This is a genomic window from Selenomonadales bacterium 4137-cl (assembly GCA_032334055.1).
GTDB classification, from domain to species: domain Bacteria; phylum Bacillota; class Negativicutes; order Sporomusales; family UBA7701; genus Anaeroselena; species Anaeroselena agilis.
In genome coordinates, this window is the sequence record JAUOZS010000001.1 from 1,026,609 (window position 1) to 1,040,253 (window position 13,645).

Annotated in this window: 18 protein-coding genes; 13 read left to right on the forward strand and 5 right to left on the reverse strand. The window is 59.3% G+C overall.

Going from position 1 to position 13,645, the window contains the following annotated elements:
• Positions 1 to 2: 2 nt before the first annotated feature.
• The 9 genes from Q4T40_05285 (at position 3) to Q4T40_05325 (ending at position 6,146) form a co-directional block, all read left to right on the forward strand.
• Positions 3 to 1,811, forward strand: coding sequence for a phage tail fiber protein (locus Q4T40_05285; GenBank protein ID MDT8900653.1), 1,809 nt, complete (start codon positions 3 to 5; stop codon positions 1,809 to 1,811).
• A 39-nt stretch (positions 1,812 to 1,850) separates the two neighbouring features.
• Positions 1,851 to 2,045: a hypothetical protein gene (locus tag Q4T40_05290; GenBank protein MDT8900654.1), complete on the forward strand. Its 195-nt coding sequence runs from the start codon at positions 1,851 to 1,853 to the stop codon at positions 2,043 to 2,045.
• Positions 2,021 to 2,305, forward strand: coding sequence for a hypothetical protein (locus Q4T40_05295; GenBank protein ID MDT8900655.1), 285 nt, complete (start codon positions 2,021 to 2,023; stop codon positions 2,303 to 2,305). Before Q4T40_05290 ends, Q4T40_05295 begins: the two co-directional genes overlap by 25 nt.
• Positions 2,274 to 2,852 carry a hypothetical protein gene (locus Q4T40_05300; protein ID MDT8900656.1) on the forward strand — a complete coding sequence of 193 codons (579 nt, stop codon included), beginning with the start codon at positions 2,274 to 2,276 and terminating at the stop codon, positions 2,850 to 2,852. The genes Q4T40_05295 and Q4T40_05300 overlap by 32 nt, the downstream gene beginning before the upstream one ends.
• Before the next feature lie 25 nt (positions 2,853 to 2,877).
• The gene (locus Q4T40_05305; protein MDT8900657.1) at positions 2,878 to 3,105 is read left to right on the forward strand and encodes a hypothetical protein; all 228 of its coding nucleotides are present in this window, start codon (positions 2,878 to 2,880) and stop codon (positions 3,103 to 3,105) included.
• Positions 3,105 to 4,859 carry a phage terminase large subunit gene (terL, locus tag Q4T40_05310; protein ID MDT8900658.1) on the forward strand — a complete coding sequence of 585 codons (1,755 nt, stop codon included), beginning with the start codon at positions 3,105 to 3,107 and terminating at the stop codon, positions 4,857 to 4,859. Before Q4T40_05305 ends, terL begins: the two co-directional genes overlap by 1 nt.
• 420 nt (positions 4,860 to 5,279) lie before the next feature.
• Positions 5,280 to 5,693, forward strand: a complete 414-nt coding sequence (locus Q4T40_05315; protein ID MDT8900659.1) for a hypothetical protein — start codon at positions 5,280 to 5,282, stop codon at positions 5,691 to 5,693.
• Complete coding sequence (locus Q4T40_05320) at positions 5,681 to 5,803, forward strand: hypothetical protein (protein ID MDT8900660.1); 123 nt, start codon at positions 5,681 to 5,683, stop codon at positions 5,801 to 5,803. Before Q4T40_05315 ends, Q4T40_05320 begins: the two co-directional genes overlap by 13 nt.
• 196 nt (positions 5,804 to 5,999) lie before the next feature.
• Complete coding sequence (locus Q4T40_05325; GenBank protein ID MDT8900661.1) at positions 6,000 to 6,146, forward strand: hypothetical protein; 147 nt, start codon at positions 6,000 to 6,002, stop codon at positions 6,144 to 6,146.
• Between the two features lie 338 nt (positions 6,147 to 6,484).
• On the opposite strand, the gene Q4T40_05330 is transcribed toward Q4T40_05325, so the two are convergent.
• Positions 6,485 to 7,600, reverse strand: coding sequence for an acyltransferase (locus Q4T40_05330; protein ID MDT8900662.1), 1,116 nt, complete (start codon positions 7,598 to 7,600; stop codon positions 6,485 to 6,487).
• A complete protein-coding gene (locus Q4T40_05335) occupies positions 7,585 to 8,538 on the reverse strand; it encodes a DMT family transporter (protein MDT8900663.1) in 954 nt (317 codons plus the stop codon). The genes Q4T40_05330 and Q4T40_05335 overlap by 16 nt, the downstream gene beginning before the upstream one ends.
• 81 nt (positions 8,539 to 8,619) lie before the next feature.
• Between Q4T40_05335 and Q4T40_05340 the strand changes: the two genes are divergently transcribed.
• The gene (locus tag Q4T40_05340; GenBank protein MDT8900664.1) at positions 8,620 to 9,084 is read left to right on the forward strand and encodes a peroxiredoxin; all 465 of its coding nucleotides are present in this window, start codon (positions 8,620 to 8,622) and stop codon (positions 9,082 to 9,084) included.
• Between the two features lie 16 nt (positions 9,085 to 9,100).
• On the opposite strand, the gene Q4T40_05345 is transcribed toward Q4T40_05340, so the two are convergent.
• Positions 9,101 to 9,637 (reverse strand): pyruvate kinase alpha/beta domain-containing protein, encoded by a 537-nt coding sequence (locus Q4T40_05345; protein MDT8900665.1) that lies wholly within the window; start codon positions 9,635 to 9,637, stop codon positions 9,101 to 9,103.
• Positions 9,638 to 9,780: 143 nt separating this feature from the next.
• On the opposite strand from Q4T40_05345, the gene dat reads away from it, so the two are divergent.
• Positions 9,781 to 10,638, forward strand: a complete 858-nt coding sequence (dat, locus tag Q4T40_05350) for a D-amino-acid transaminase (GenBank protein MDT8900666.1) — start codon at positions 9,781 to 9,783, stop codon at positions 10,636 to 10,638.
• Between the two features lie 134 nt (positions 10,639 to 10,772).
• Positions 10,773 to 11,021 carry a hypothetical protein gene (locus tag Q4T40_05355; GenBank protein ID MDT8900667.1) on the forward strand — a complete coding sequence of 83 codons (249 nt, stop codon included), beginning with the start codon at positions 10,773 to 10,775 and terminating at the stop codon, positions 11,019 to 11,021.
• A gap of 27 nt (positions 11,022 to 11,048) precedes the next feature.
• Here Q4T40_05355 and Q4T40_05360 read toward each other — a convergent pair whose 3' ends face one another.
• Positions 11,049 to 12,284, reverse strand: a complete 1,236-nt coding sequence (locus tag Q4T40_05360) for an MFS transporter (protein ID MDT8900668.1) — start codon at positions 12,282 to 12,284, stop codon at positions 11,049 to 11,051.
• A gap of 286 nt (positions 12,285 to 12,570) precedes the next feature.
• Here Q4T40_05360 and Q4T40_05365 point away from each other — a divergent pair, with 286 nt between their 5' ends.
• Positions 12,571 to 12,777: a hypothetical protein gene (locus tag Q4T40_05365; GenBank protein MDT8900669.1), complete on the forward strand. Its 207-nt coding sequence runs from the start codon at positions 12,571 to 12,573 to the stop codon at positions 12,775 to 12,777.
• 28 nt (positions 12,778 to 12,805) lie between these two features.
• Here the strand turns inward: Q4T40_05365 and Q4T40_05370 are convergent, their stop codons facing one another.
• The gene (locus Q4T40_05370; GenBank protein MDT8900670.1) at positions 12,806 to 13,444 is read right to left on the reverse strand and encodes a nitroreductase family protein; all 639 of its coding nucleotides are present in this window, start codon (positions 13,442 to 13,444) and stop codon (positions 12,806 to 12,808) included.
• Between the last annotated feature and the right edge of the window lie 201 nt (positions 13,445 to 13,645).

Consider the following 13,645-nt stretch of genomic DNA (forward strand, 5'->3'; position numbering starts at 1 on the left):
CCTTGTCGGATTATAATGCACAGATAACCTACGCAACGGATGGGTCCCAGACGACCTTTTCGTTCCCGTTCGATTATCTGCGAAAAACTTTCATATACTGCACCTCGAATGGTGTCGCGCTAGTCTATGGGACTCACTACACGGTCCTTGACAAAGAGGTGGAATTTGCCTCCGCGCCTGCTGCGGGAACGCTAAGGATACAACGAAGAACCTCGACGGACCCCCTTGTATCGTGGGCGGACGCTTCCGTGCTGCGCGCCCTCGACTTGACGGTGTTCGAGGTCCAATGCCTGCATCTAGCGGAGGAAACAGCAGATGCGGTGAAAACGGATACGGCCGACCTCGCAGAGGAGGCAGCAGCCTCTGCGGGGGCAGCAGCGTCCTCGGCCAGCGAAGCAGCAGCCTCTGCGGGGGCAGCAGCGTCCTCGGCCAGCGAAGCAGCAGCCTCTGCGGGGGCAGCAGCGTCCTCGGCCAGCGAAGCAGCAGCCTCTGCGGGGGCAGCAGCGGCTGAAGTGGCTACCGCCATTGCGAATATAAAGCCTCCGCCCGGCCTCACTAATTACATCGCTAGTGGCCGCAAATTTACCGTGGGTGCTGACCTCAACCTCTCGATCAGCGCCGGAGTAGATTCCATTAGTGGGATAACGGTCGAGCGTGAAGTTGGTACAATCGCCCTCCACCCCCGCCGCGCACAGCTTCTTTACGATACCAAGGCCGGGACAACCGGGATAATCGACGCTACTTTTCCTACTGCTGACGCGGGGACGGTCTGCCGATGGGATTTGTCAAACTGGGATGGCGTCAGTCAAATTCCATCAACGGCGGGCGCCAACAATCTTATTCCCAACGGTGCTTTGACGCGAGAAGTCGGGTGGGCTGGCGATTACGCCATAAAGGGTAATGGCAGTAGTGGGTATTTGGTCAGCGCCAACAGTACCGGATTTCCCACTGGCAATAACCCTGTTGAATTGATAATACCCACTACCTACGCCAAAGGAAACGCAGACTATACGCTAATTGGTGGGTATGGAGTCAACTCGGCGAATGGTTTTTATATTTATACCGCCGCTGACAACCAGATATATATAGCGGCTGGCGGTAATATTCCGACTGGATTTTTTCCCGACGAGACGAAATACGTTTTTACGTTATCCCATGACGGCACAACTCTGCGATTGAGAGCCAACGGCCAAGTAGTTTATTCCGCTCCAGCCACCCTTAACATTACTGCAACACCGTTAAGTATTTTTAGGAACGGAGTACTTACCGGCTATTATAAAGGGGTTATCGACTATATTGAACTCCGTAACGCTCCCTGTACCGCTGCCGAAATTGCCGCAATATCAAACGCGCTGTTACTCCCATGCCGGTATTACCCCAGCCCCGCCATAAACGAGTATACGGATATATGTTCCGTCCTTCCGGCTGACGCCATATCCCTTGGATTTGTTCGTACCGGCACAACTGCACCACTTGAATCCAATGGCATCGATTATAAATATGGCCGGCGCGAGGGGGCTGTGGGAGGCAATCGTAGAGTATTTTTGGGGAGAGTGTATGCGTCAGGAACCGGAACTCCTGTGCCGTTTATCAACCCATTCGGGACGCGGAAGTTTCACCCACGCTTCACGTGGGCAGCCGATTCCGAAGGTACAGGAGAGTGCGGTGTTGCGGCCCCTTACGTTTACATCATAGGCGACCCAAACCCTGATAAAATTATCGTCTATTGTAGCGCCACTGGCTGGGCGAACGTAGCCTTCTCATGGAAAACCTCGGGCCATATTGGTTGCTACGCGGAGGTGTTTGATTAATGGCCGCACACAGATTAATGGAGAACTGAAGGAAACCCAATGAACCAAAACGACATCCAAAGTGAAGTCATCCGCGCCCTCCCTCCAGTGGGGGTCTCGGCTACTTCGTATTTCGGGGTCACTCTTCAGGATTGGGTCCTGTACGTGACCATCGTCTACACCCTACTACTGATCGCGCAGAAAATTCTCAAGCTCGCGGATTGGTGGTGGTGGGAGAGAAAGGGCAAGAAATAGCCATGTGGCAAGAGCTTAAGGCCAAACTGGCCGAGAATCCAGGAATCGCCGTCTTCATGATGACGTATCTCGGGGAACAGATGGCGAATGCCCTGTTTAGCTGCGATTTCAATATCAAGGACCTGGAGATTCTCGCGTGGCTCCTTGGGGGTCGCTATGGGATGAATCAGCTCCTCGGCTCGCCCATCCCCGCGCTAGATCAGTGGAAGCAGAGAGGAGGGCTGAACAATGGAACTGGGGCACCTGTCCGCAAAGTATGAGTCTAACGGCGACCCCGGAGCTATCGCCTACACAGTAGGAGACGCCGGCGGGGCCTCTTACGGGGCGTATCAGTTTGCCACCAACGCCGGTATTCCCCAGGACTTCTGCGCCTCTATGGAGCTTGACTGGGGAGTCCCTGGGACTCAGGAGTTTGACGCGAACTGGCGGGCAATGGCGGAGGCAGACCCTGAAGGATTCCTCCTCATCCAGCATCGGTACGTCTACGAGAAATACTTCGTCCCCGCTCACAACCTCCTGGCGGCCTCCGGGTTTTATCTATCGAGCCACTCCGAGGCATTGGGTCAGGTTGTCTGGTCGGCTGCTGTCCAGTACGGGCCAGGATATATCGTGGAACTCTTCAACACGGCAGCCGCTCTGTCGGGTGTAAATGATCCAAACGAACTTCCTGACAGAGTTCTCATTGAAAACATCTACGTCGTGCGGGCTTCTGATGAGTGGACCGCTGGGTCCCCCTCGCTGCGTCCGGGTCTTCGCGACCGATTCGCGGCAGAGTGTCAGGATGCCCTGGCGATGCTCGAAGAATAACACGTGGAGAAATCAGGTAAAATCATTGGTCAAAAAGATTGACCCCAAGGTCCTCGAAGAAATCGCGGAGCTGGAGGTGCTGGCCCTTCTTGAGGGACTCCAGGACCCGGAACTCCGCAGGAACCCTAGCTTTCTGGAGAAGGTGCGGAAGTTCATGGCGCAGAACCGCCTCATCACTTCCGAACAGACGCCGGGAATTAGGCAGCTCCAGCGCGAGACCGAAGACATCCCGGAGTTTGACGACTTCAACTGATGACCCGGTGGACAGCGGAGCAGATCGCGCGGGCTAAGAAGGACTTCAGGGTCTTCGTCTTCATCGTATGGCGCTCTATTGGCTTGCCTAAGCCGACTGAAGTGCAGAACGACATCGCGAATGTCCTTCAGAATCCTCCAGGGGACCGCATCATAATCGAGGGCTTCCGTGGGGTTGCCAAGAGCTTCCTTACATGCGCCCTCGTGGTGTGGCTCCTCTGGAAGAACCCGCTCCTCAAGATCATGATCGTCTCGGCCTCCAAGGAGAAGGCGGACCTCAATGCCGCTTTCATCAAGAAGATCATCTACACCATCGACTTCCTGGAGTGCCTTCGCCTGACCGACGAGGACCGCCGAGCGGGCCTGCGCGACACCAACAATCTTTTCGATGTCCACGGGGCCGTCCCGGACATCAGCCCTTCAGTGAAGAGTGTGGGCATCACCGGACAGCTCACAGGCAGCCGCGCGGATGTCCTCATCTCAGATGACGTGGAGGTCCCTGGCAACTCCGGGACCCAGCTCCAGCGGGACCGCCTGTCGGAACTTGTCAAAGAGTATGATGCCATCCTCAAGCCCGGCGGCCGGATCATCTACCTTGGGACGCCTCAGTGCGAGGCGAGCCTGTACGTGGAGCTTCAGAATCGCGGCTACCAGACCGTCATCTGGCCCGTGGAGTACCCGAACGATGCGAAGGAGCGCGAGTTCTATGGGGACCGCCTGGGGCCACTCCTCAAGAAACGCTACGATGCGGACCCTGAGAAGTGGAGAGGCAAGCCCACCGATCCGCTCCGGTTCAACGAAGAGGAGATCGAAAAGCGAAAGCTCTCCTACGGTCGCGCAGGCTTCGCCCTCCAGTTCATGCTTAACACGAACCTCAGCGACCAGGACAAATTCCCGCTTCGGGTTGCCGACTTCATCGTCACCGACCTCGACCGGGAGGAGACCTCCGTTAAGTGGGCCTGGGCCTCGGGTCCGCAGCAGCGCCTCACAGATGTCCCCAGCGTGGCCCTCAAGGGTGATTTCTTCTATGGTCCTTTCGACCGCTCGAAGGAAGTCACTAAGTACACCGGGACGATGCTCTATATAGACCCCAGCGGCCGGGGCAAGGATGAGACCTCTTATGGCATCTCCAAGTTCCTGAACGGCTTCGTCTTCATCATGGAGCTGGGAGGTTTCATGGACGGTTATGGGGAGGCCACGCTGCGCTCCCTCGCCACCAAGGCCAAATTCTGGGGTGTGAACGATGTTGACATCGAGCCAAATTTCGGTGATGGCATGTTCACGAAGCTCATCACTCCGGTGTTCAAGGAGATCGGGCATCCCTGCAATATCCAGGAGACCAAGCACAGCTCCAAGCAGAAAGAGGCGAAGATCATCGACGGGCTGGAACCTGCCCTCAGCCGTCACAAGATCATCCTCGCCAAATCGGCCATCCTCGACGACTATGAAGTGTACCAGCGCGACCCGCGCTACTCGCTGATCTACCAGATGACACGCCTCAGCCGGGAGAAGGGCGCTCTCGCCCACGATGACCGGATTGAGGCCCTTTGGGGCTGCGTGATCCACTGGCTTGAGTATATGGACAGGGACGCCCAGACCGGCCTTGAGGAACTCCTTGAGGAAGAGCTTGAGAAATGGATGGACCCGTCAAGAGGGGTCTTCTATATCCCCGAGATCAATCCACCCCAGAAGATCATCAAGGCCCGTAACGGGGTCAGCCTTGGGAATATCCTGGAGGGTGCCTGGCGGCGTTAGCTGCCGGGTGCCCTCATCTCTTGTTTACCGTAATTAACTGTCCCACGTATATACAAAGTCCTAACTGTCCCACGTATTGAGGGCCTGATGATTACCTTAAGGATATCCTAGAGTCCACCGCCAGTATTTCCCGCTGGCCTGTGATCTCTCGGTCCCTCCGGTGATGTCCTTAAGGATTCCTGAAAGCTCTCCTGCCTCTGTTATTACAACAAAGATACCTATCCTTTAGGTTATCCTCGACACACCTTACAAAGTGTAAGCAACGCTAGGAGGTGAAAGGCCATCCTCACACAGATCAAAGAGTATCTCAAGACCACCTGGCTGCCTTGGGGGCTGCTGGCGTGCTCTTGGGTTTTCTTTTACCCATTCCTCAACCACCAAACCGATAATGATTATCCGTTACCGGCAACTCCTCCGCCTGTGATCGACTCCCTTACGACCCTCCAGACCACCCTCAAGACCACCCCTTCCGACCCTGATCTCGTCCTGACGCAGACCTACAAGGCGGTCATCAACGGCGAGACCCTTAAAGCCCCGATAAGGCCGGCCTCGCAGCAGCCCCAAGGGTCCCCTAAAGGCGGAGCGCCGGGGACCACCGCTACGGTGCGCCAGGAAATCGACCTGACGAACATCGTCAAGCGCCTCGAACTGGACGCCGAGAAGAAGCGCAGGGTCAACTGGGAACTGGGTCTCGGAGCTGGAGTTCACAACGGCAAGGCGTATGGCATCGTGTCGATCCAGCGCAACTATCGACCCGACAGAGGGGTCGAGCTGGAGGTCCATCTAGCCCCCGGCCTCAAGGGCACGGAGGTGAAGCACAAGTGGATGTACTAGCTGCGGCGCTCAGAGACTTCATTCTCGTCGTCCTCGTTAGCTTCGGAGTGGCTTTGGCGATCATCCTGACCGCGTTCCTACACATCCTTTTCGGAAAGGAGAAGAGATGATCGAGCTTTATTGTCCCAAGTGTCAGCGATCCTGGTACACCGCTAACACATTCCCAGGTCAAACTTGTGGGACCTGTAGGACACCCTTGAGATACGTCGGGGTGGCTGGGCCTACACGGGAGACGCCGGCAGCCCTCAAGGTGCATCGAGGCTGCTGTTATGATATCACAAAAGACCGCGAGGAGTGTTGCCGCGAATGAAAGAGTTCTGGAAACGCATAGAGACGGGCTTCGCTATCTTCATTCGGATAACTTTCGCCGTCACCTTTTGCTGGGTCTGGATTCCTCTGTGGATCATCGGCGCTACTTATAAGCTGATTACTGGCCGCGACCTCCGCGTCTAAACTAAGGGACCCTCGGAGGTCATCCTCTTCGGGTCCCAACTCATCTTTAGGAGATGATCGCAATTAGCCTTCAGCCTTTACTGATTAGCATCCAGGAAGCGTCTAAAATCCTGAACATACCGCTCTGCGAAATGTACGATCTGGTCAAGAGTGAGGACTTCCCAGCAATTAAGATCGGGCGAAAGTGGCGCATCATCGTCTCTCGCCTCGAACAGTGGGCCGTGTCCCGGTTGGAGGAGCGGCCGAACAACATAGGCACCCCATTGGCACCCGTGAGGAAACGGCTGGGTGGAAATAGGCGATAATGCTGGCTTCTCCGGGATCGACACCTCCGCACATCAAGTTCCGGGTTTAACCTTACTTGGCGCCGACCCCGTCAACAACGGCCCGAACGCCGGCAGCCGCTCCAGTCCTGCCGCGAAAAGCAGGCTCACCCCAACGGTTGCCGCATAGAATCCCGCCACCACCGGCGGCGTCAACGCCTCGCCCGCCGCCGCCAGCCCCGCCGCCAGATGGAACATCACCAGCGGATGCGCCAGATACACCGCGTACGAATGGCGCGCCAGCAGCGACAGAGGATAGGAGAGAGCAGGGGAGAGCGGCCGGTCGAAAACCGCGAACAGCGCCAGGCAAACCGCCAGCGTATACACCACCCCCTCGGGGGAAAGCTGCTGGACGGTATTCACCGCCTGCTCCGGGTCTTTGCCGTTGCCCAGCAGCCAGTAATAACGCCCCAGCATCGCCGCCAGCGCGATTGCGAAAAACATGCCCAACTCCCGCCGCCGGCGGGCCGCGAAAGAGCGGAAATCCTCCAGGCGCACCGCGCACACCGCCCCCAGCAGGAACACGAACACATAATGCAGCACCCAATAACTCAAGCGGTGCTTGAGCGCCAGATCGGCATAATAATCCTCCGCCCCGAAAGGCAGCACATTACACGACCAATAATTAAACCACACTTGCGCCGACATCAACGCCCCCAGCCACGGCAACGGCCTGGCGGCCAGCGGCGGCACCACCGCCCGCCACAGCGGCATCAGCGCGTAAAACCACATCAGGATGACGAGAAAATACAAATGGTATGAAGCCAGGCCGAACAACAGGAACTCGTACAAATGCGGCGGCTCCCACGGCCACACATCCCCGGTCGCCCAGGAATTATGCGCCATATAAAGCAGCGACCACGCCAGGTACGGCACCAGCACCGCCGCCGCCCGCCGCCGGAAAAAACGGCCGTACCCGAACGGCGCTCCGGGGCGGTACTGGTAGAAAAGCCCGAACGCGGAAACGAAAAAAAAGATCGGCACACTGAAGCGCGTGAAAATCTCCAGCAACGCGAACAGATGGACGTTAACCGCCGGCCCTGCCAGCGAATAGGCGCCCGCATGGATGCCCACCACCCCCAGCATCGCCGCCCCGCGAATATACTCGGCCGCCGCTATCTTCCCCGGCATGGCGCGCTCCCGGCCGGCGGGGCGCTCCGCCGCGCCGCCTTATTCGTCATATACACTCCCGCCAGCACGATCGCGCCGCCGGCCGCCACGTACGCCGTCAGCGTCTCGCCCATGAACAGCACCCCCACGATCGCCGCGAACAGCGGATTGAAATACGAAAACGACGCCGTCCGCACCGCCCCCAGCCGCTCCACGCCCAGGTACCACATATAATAAGCGTACACCGAGCACAGCACCGCCAGGAAAAGAGCGCTCGCCGCCGTCGGCCAGGTGATGCCCGCCAATTGCCCCGCCAGCGGCACCGGGGCCAGCGGTGTCGCCACAAAAGCGAACGGCGCCAGCAGCAGCGTCCCGAAAATATGGATCCAGGCCATCGTCAGAAAAGGAGGGTACTTCTGCATAATCTCCCGCCCATAGAGCGTAATCCCGGCCCACGTCAGCGCGTTCACCAGCATCAGCAGATCGCCCGGCAGCGTCGATGACGACAACAGAGCGGCGCCGCCGCGGCCGCCGCTGATAATCAGCGACACCCCGCCCAGAGCCACCGCGATCCCCGCCGCCCCGGCCGGCGACACCCGCTCCCAGCCGAGGGCCGCGCCGAACACCGCCGTCCACACCGGAATCGTCGCCACGATCAGCGCCGCATTCACCGTCGTCGTAAACGTCAGCGCGGTATACTGGATATAAAAATACGACGTTACCGTCAGGAACCCGAGCACAACGAACCGCCACACATCGGCGAAAGCGATCGTCGATTTTTCCCGCCGGAAAAACAGGATAACGGCGAAAATCGTGGCGGCGACAAAAAACCGCAGCACCACAAGATTCAGCGGCGCCAGTTCGGCCATTCCGGTCTTGGCGACCGCGAACGAGGCCCCCCACAGGAAAGCCACGCTCAACAAACCGGCGTACATCATTCGAGGCTTGGCATCGGTCATTATTACCCTATCCTCCAGTGACTAGCTAAGTTGCTTCATGCTATACTAAACATAGTGAAAAAAACGAAAGAAGGTAAGAAAATGAGCGAACTCGGCATAGGAACGCCGGCGCCGGACTTCACCCTTCCGGCCACCGGCGGGGCGGCGGTGAGCCTCAGCGCCCACCGCGGCCAGAAAATCATCCTCTTCTTCTACCCCAAAGACAACACCGCCGCCTGAACTGACGAAGCTCGCGAGTTTCGCGACATACACCCCGAAATCGTCGCCGCCGGGGCAGTCATCTTCGGCGTCAGCCGCGACAGCCTCGCTTCCCACGAAAAATTCAGCGCCAAAGTCGGCCTGCCCTATCCGCTCCTAAGCGACGCCGACAGCGCCGTCTGCCGGCTATACGGCGTCCTCAAGGAAAAAACCATGTACGGCAAAAAAGTCCTCGGCCTCGAACGCTCCACCTTCGTCATCGACGAAAGCGGCCGCCTAGCCCATATCTTCCGCGGCGTCAAAGTCGCCGGCCACGCCCGGGCCGTCGTAGACGCCCTCAAGGCATAACGAACAGACTAAAAACCTAGGGCTTGCAGATAATCTCCGCAACATACGTATCCACGATATTCGCCGCGTGCGCCGGTCGCAGCACCACCGCAGTATCCGCCCCCTTGCCCGTGCCGCCGATCGCGATCACCTCGCGTCCGTGGGGGATCAGGCCGGCATCCAGCGCCATAACCGCCACCTCCACGCACACCTTCACCCCCTGGCCGAACATCCGCAGCGTATGCGCCATAATCTCCACCGGATACGCGCCGCTGAACTTGCGGCTGATGCCTCGCTCCGCTCCCGACAGCACATGCGTCGTCGTCAGCACCTTCACTCCGCGGGCGACAAGCTCGGCGCGCACCTCGGGCGGCATTTCATTTTCCCCCGGTTTCGCATACCCCTGGGCGTGCGTCACGCACACCACATTCGGCGCCTTGCCTGCCAGCAGTTCGGCCGTCGCCCCGCTGCACGACGCCACCACGATATCGTCGATTCCCGCGGCCGCAGCCTTGGCCAGGGCAAGCTCCACCGTAGAGGCCGTATTCGCCGGCCCCGGTTTTTTCCAGTACATAAACCTCACTCCTATACTCAAAACTACCGCTAACTTCCCCGCTGCGCGCCGCTTTTCCTGCCGCAGGCCGAACTACTGGCAGGAAATTCCCGACCGGCGGGGAATAAAACTAAACATCCCGAACAGAAAGAAGGATGACACGCATGGGACCCATTGGACTTCTTGACGGCCGAATAATCGACCTCAACGAAAAAATCGTCGAAATGGAAGACCGCGGCTACCAATTCGGCGACGGCGTATATGAAGTAACCCGCGTCTACAACGGCAAACCCTTCGCCCTCAAACCCCACATGGACCGGCTTTACCGGTCGCTGCGCGAACTCAAGATTCCCGCCGTCTACACCTTCGAGGAACTGGCCTCCTTCCACGAGCGGCTCATCGCCGAAAGCGGCTATACCGACGCGGCCGTCTACCTCCAGATCACCCGCGGCGTCGCTCCCCGGGCCCACGCCTTTCCCGAAAATATGGTGCCCCGCCTAACCATGACCATACGCCCCTCCAAAACCAACGTCGAGCTCCAGACCAGCGGCGCCAAAGGCGCCTTCGTCCCCGACGTCCGCTGGCTTAGATGCGACATCAAATCCATAAACCTCCTCGGCAACCTCCTCGCCAAACAGCGGGGCAAAGAGACCGGCGCCTTCGAAGCCGTGCAGATCCGCGACGGCATCGTCACCGAAGGCTCCAGCAGCAACTTCTTCATCGTCAAGGACGGCGTCCTCTGGACCCATCCCGTCAGCAACCTCATCCTTCGCGGCGTCACCCGCACCATCATCATCGACCAGCTCGCCCCCAAACTCGGCCTCACCGTCATCGAAAAAGGCTTCGACCAGGCCTTCGCTCTCAAAGCCGAAGAAACCTTCGTCAGCGGCACCAACACCGAAATCATGCCCCTCGTACGCATCGACGCCGCCACCGTCGGCGACGGCCGGCCCGGCCCCGTCACCCGCAAACTCATCGAAGCCTACAACGAGTTCGTAATTAAGGAATGCGGCGCCAAATAGAATCAGCCTAACCAACCGCGAAGCCACCCGGACGGGTGGCTTTGTTGTTCTTATTCCCCGACGCATGGTAACAACCGGGAAAGCGTTTACATATCATGTAGCAGAACCCTATTCGCGTGAAAGGAGCGTAAACAATGAGAAGACCCGTCTGGGACTATCCCGAAATCGACGACTGGGATGACGATTTCGCCCGAGACGACCGTCAGATCGTCATCGGCGCCGGCTTCGGCTTTGGTTTCGGCTGCTATCCCCGCCGCTTCTGCTTCCCCCGTCAGGGCTTCTTCGGCTGCTTCCCGCGCCGTTTCTGCTTTCCCCGTCAGTTCTTCTTCGGCTGTTACCCGCGCCGCTACTGCTACCCCCGCCGTCCCTGCTACCCCATCTAACGCCCCTAAAGAAAGCAGGCCGGGCCGTCATGGCCCGGCCTGCTTTCTTTCTCCCTGCAGCCTTCCCGGCAGCAGCGCGATCAACGCCGACCCGGCCAGCACCAGCGCGCTTCCCGCCAGCATCGCCGGCACCAGTGAACCGGTCACGTCGCGCAGATACCCCGACACCGTCGGCGCCACGATCGCCGCCGACATCACCACAAAATTGAATACCCCCACAGCCGCGCCCATCGCCCCCGGATAGCGGCTGCTCACGATATCCCCCGTCCAGGCCGCCATTATCGGCGTAAACGCCGAATTGCTGAACAGCCCGAACGCCAGCAGCGCGGCCACGATTGCCGGCGCGCTCGTCACCTGCGACAGCGCCATCAGCGTCAGCGCCGCTCCGGGCGCAACCAGCAGCGCCAGCGGCTTGCGGCCAAAGCGGTCCGACAGGCGGCCCCACATCAGCCCCGCCGGCAGAGCCGTCAGCGCCACCAGCCCCGTGTATAAGCCCGCCTGGCCCAGGCTGAAGCCGCGCTCCAACTTCAGAAAAGTAGGCCCCCACGTAACCGCCACCCAAAAACCGTATAAAGCCGTGAAAGTTACGATATTGATCAGCCACAAATCGCGGTCAGCCAGAATTGCCCGGTATTCGCGCCACGACGCCGTCTCCGTGCCGCGCACCGCCGGCACAGCCGCCTGGAAAAAGCCCAGCATCAGAAACGTCGGCACGCTCAGCAGCAGAAAAGGCGCCCGCCAACTCCCCAGCCAGTCATACACCGGGCCGCTCATCGCCAGTCCGGCCAGCAGACCGGCCGCCATCCCCGTGCCCACGACCGCCGCGCTGACCCCGCGCCGCTCAGGTGGCACCGCCTGCAGCATTGCTCCGTACGCGCTCGGATAATACCCGCCCGCGCCCAGACCGTGTAGCCCCACGAAAAAAAGCAGCGACGCGTAACTCGCGCCCGCCAGCCCCAGGCCGAGGACCCCCGCGCCCGCCAGCGCGTAAGTAGCCAGCAGCACCTTCTTCAGGCCCCAGCGGTCCCCGGCCATACCGGCCGGAATCTGCAGCACCAGATAAAGGAGAAAATAAGTGCTTGTCAGCAACCCAACCTCGGTCGACGACAGCGCCAAATCCCCGGCGATAACCGACAGCAGCGGATACAGTGCGGTGCGGTCGGCGTAGACCACTGCCCAGCCCGCCGCCAAAGCGGCCAGCATCAGACCGTTGCCGCCCGCCCGGCGCCCCGCGCACTTATTCATACCACATAAATTGCTCATACCTTCCTCCGTTGTTCGCGCCCTGGCAAAACCTTTCCCTGCATAGGCGATAATAATTACTTATGGCGAGCGAACAAGGCAAAACCCGTAATTCCCTTGACTGCTCCTGGGCACCATAATAAAATAAAAGAAACCACCCTCCCCCAGGAGGGGGGTACGGAGAAAGGAGCTGCTGCCCATGAATCTGACCATCAGCCCCAAGGCGCAGACTGTAATTGCCGAACAGGGCAACATCGTCGCCGTCAAGCTCGAAAAAAAAGTAACCTTTGGCTGAGGCGGTCCCCAGGTGAGAACCACCCCGTCCGTGCGGCGGGGCACACCCGAAGCCAATGAAGCCAGCGAATACGAACAGCAGACTGTAAACGGCGCCACCGTCTACGTGCATAACTCCCTGCGCGATCTCGACAATGTCGAAATCGACGCCGAAGTCTCCGTCTTCGGCAGCAAACTTGTGCTAAAAGGAGTGCAGACCGCGGGTCGGAGCTGCTGCTGACAAATACTTGACACTCCTCGGGCGGGATTCAATCCCGCCCTTTTTTTTCGCCGAAAACGTCCAGATGCACCATATCAGCGAAATCCCGCCGCCACTGGCGGGGGTAAGGGGGCTCCTTCGCCCGCCGGCCGAGGGTGACCAGCATTACCGGCAGGAAGTTCGCCGGCACCTTGAACTCCGCCAGAACCTTCTCCGGATAAAACCCGTCCATCGGCCCCGAATCCAGGCCCAGCTCCTGTGCAGCCAGCATCAGCGCCATCGCCGCCAGCGCCGCGTTGCGCGACGCCCACAGCTCGCGGTAGCGCACATCGCCGTCGAACCTCCGTACATAGCGCCGCGAGCCCTCCACCCTTTCCGGCGTCGTCCCGCCCAGCGCCAGCAGATCGGCGTACACCGGCTCGAAATGGGCCATCATATCGGTATTGCCCAGCACGATTACCGTCGCCGAAGCAAGCTTGATCTGGTACTGATCCATCGCGCAGGCCCGCAGTTTTTTCTTCGCCGCCGCATCCCGCACCACGATGAATTCCCATGGCTGCAGATTCATCGCCGACGGCGCCAGCTTCACCAGCGAAAACAGGCGCATCAGAACCTCGTCGCCGATAACGAATCCGGGATCGTAATCGCGGGTCGCGCGGCGGCGCGATAGCGCCTCGGAAACCAACACACCCCATCCCTCCAAACCATATAATAGTCGCTGCCATAGACCCAAGGAATGACGGACATGCCAAACAGCTATTTTACCGTCAAGACCGCGTGAGATAAAATACAATCATAACCATCATATTTCCCCCTTGCCTGTCCCGATTCCTGCCGGGGCCGACCTTCGCCGGCGCGCGCCGGGCGAAGAAAAAGACCGGCCGGAACC

What these genes read in the sequence shown, in the direction of transcription:
- Q4T40_05290 (MDT8900654.1), top strand. Translation starts at nt 1,851, where the DNA reads ATGAACCAAAACGACATCCAAAGTGAAGTCATCCGCGCCCTCCCTCCA.
- Q4T40_05300 (MDT8900656.1), top strand. Translation starts at nt 2,274, where the DNA reads ATGGAACTGGGGCACCTGTCCGCAAAGTATGAGTCTAACGGCGACCCC.
- terL (MDT8900658.1), top strand. Translation starts at nt 3,105, where the DNA reads ATGACCCGGTGGACAGCGGAGCAGATCGCGCGGGCTAAGAAGGACTTC.
- Q4T40_05325 (MDT8900661.1), top strand. Translation starts at nt 6,000, where the DNA reads ATGAAAGAGTTCTGGAAACGCATAGAGACGGGCTTCGCTATCTTCATT.
- Q4T40_05330 (MDT8900662.1), bottom strand. Translation starts at nt 7,600, where the DNA reads ATGCCGGGGAAGATAGCGGCGGCCGAGTATATTCGCGGGGCGGCGATG.
- Q4T40_05335 (MDT8900663.1), bottom strand. Translation starts at nt 8,538, where the DNA reads ATGACCGATGCCAAGCCTCGAATGATGTACGCCGGTTTGTTGAGCGTG.
- Q4T40_05345 (MDT8900665.1), bottom strand. Translation starts at nt 9,637, where the DNA reads ATGTACTGGAAAAAACCGGGGCCGGCGAATACGGCCTCTACGGTGGAG.
- dat (MDT8900666.1), top strand. Translation starts at nt 9,781, where the DNA reads ATGGGACCCATTGGACTTCTTGACGGCCGAATAATCGACCTCAACGAA.
- Q4T40_05355 (MDT8900667.1), top strand. Translation starts at nt 10,773, where the DNA reads ATGAGAAGACCCGTCTGGGACTATCCCGAAATCGACGACTGGGATGAC.
- Q4T40_05360 (MDT8900668.1), bottom strand. Translation starts at nt 12,284, where the DNA reads ATGAGCAATTTATGTGGTATGAATAAGTGCGCGGGGCGCCGGGCGGGC.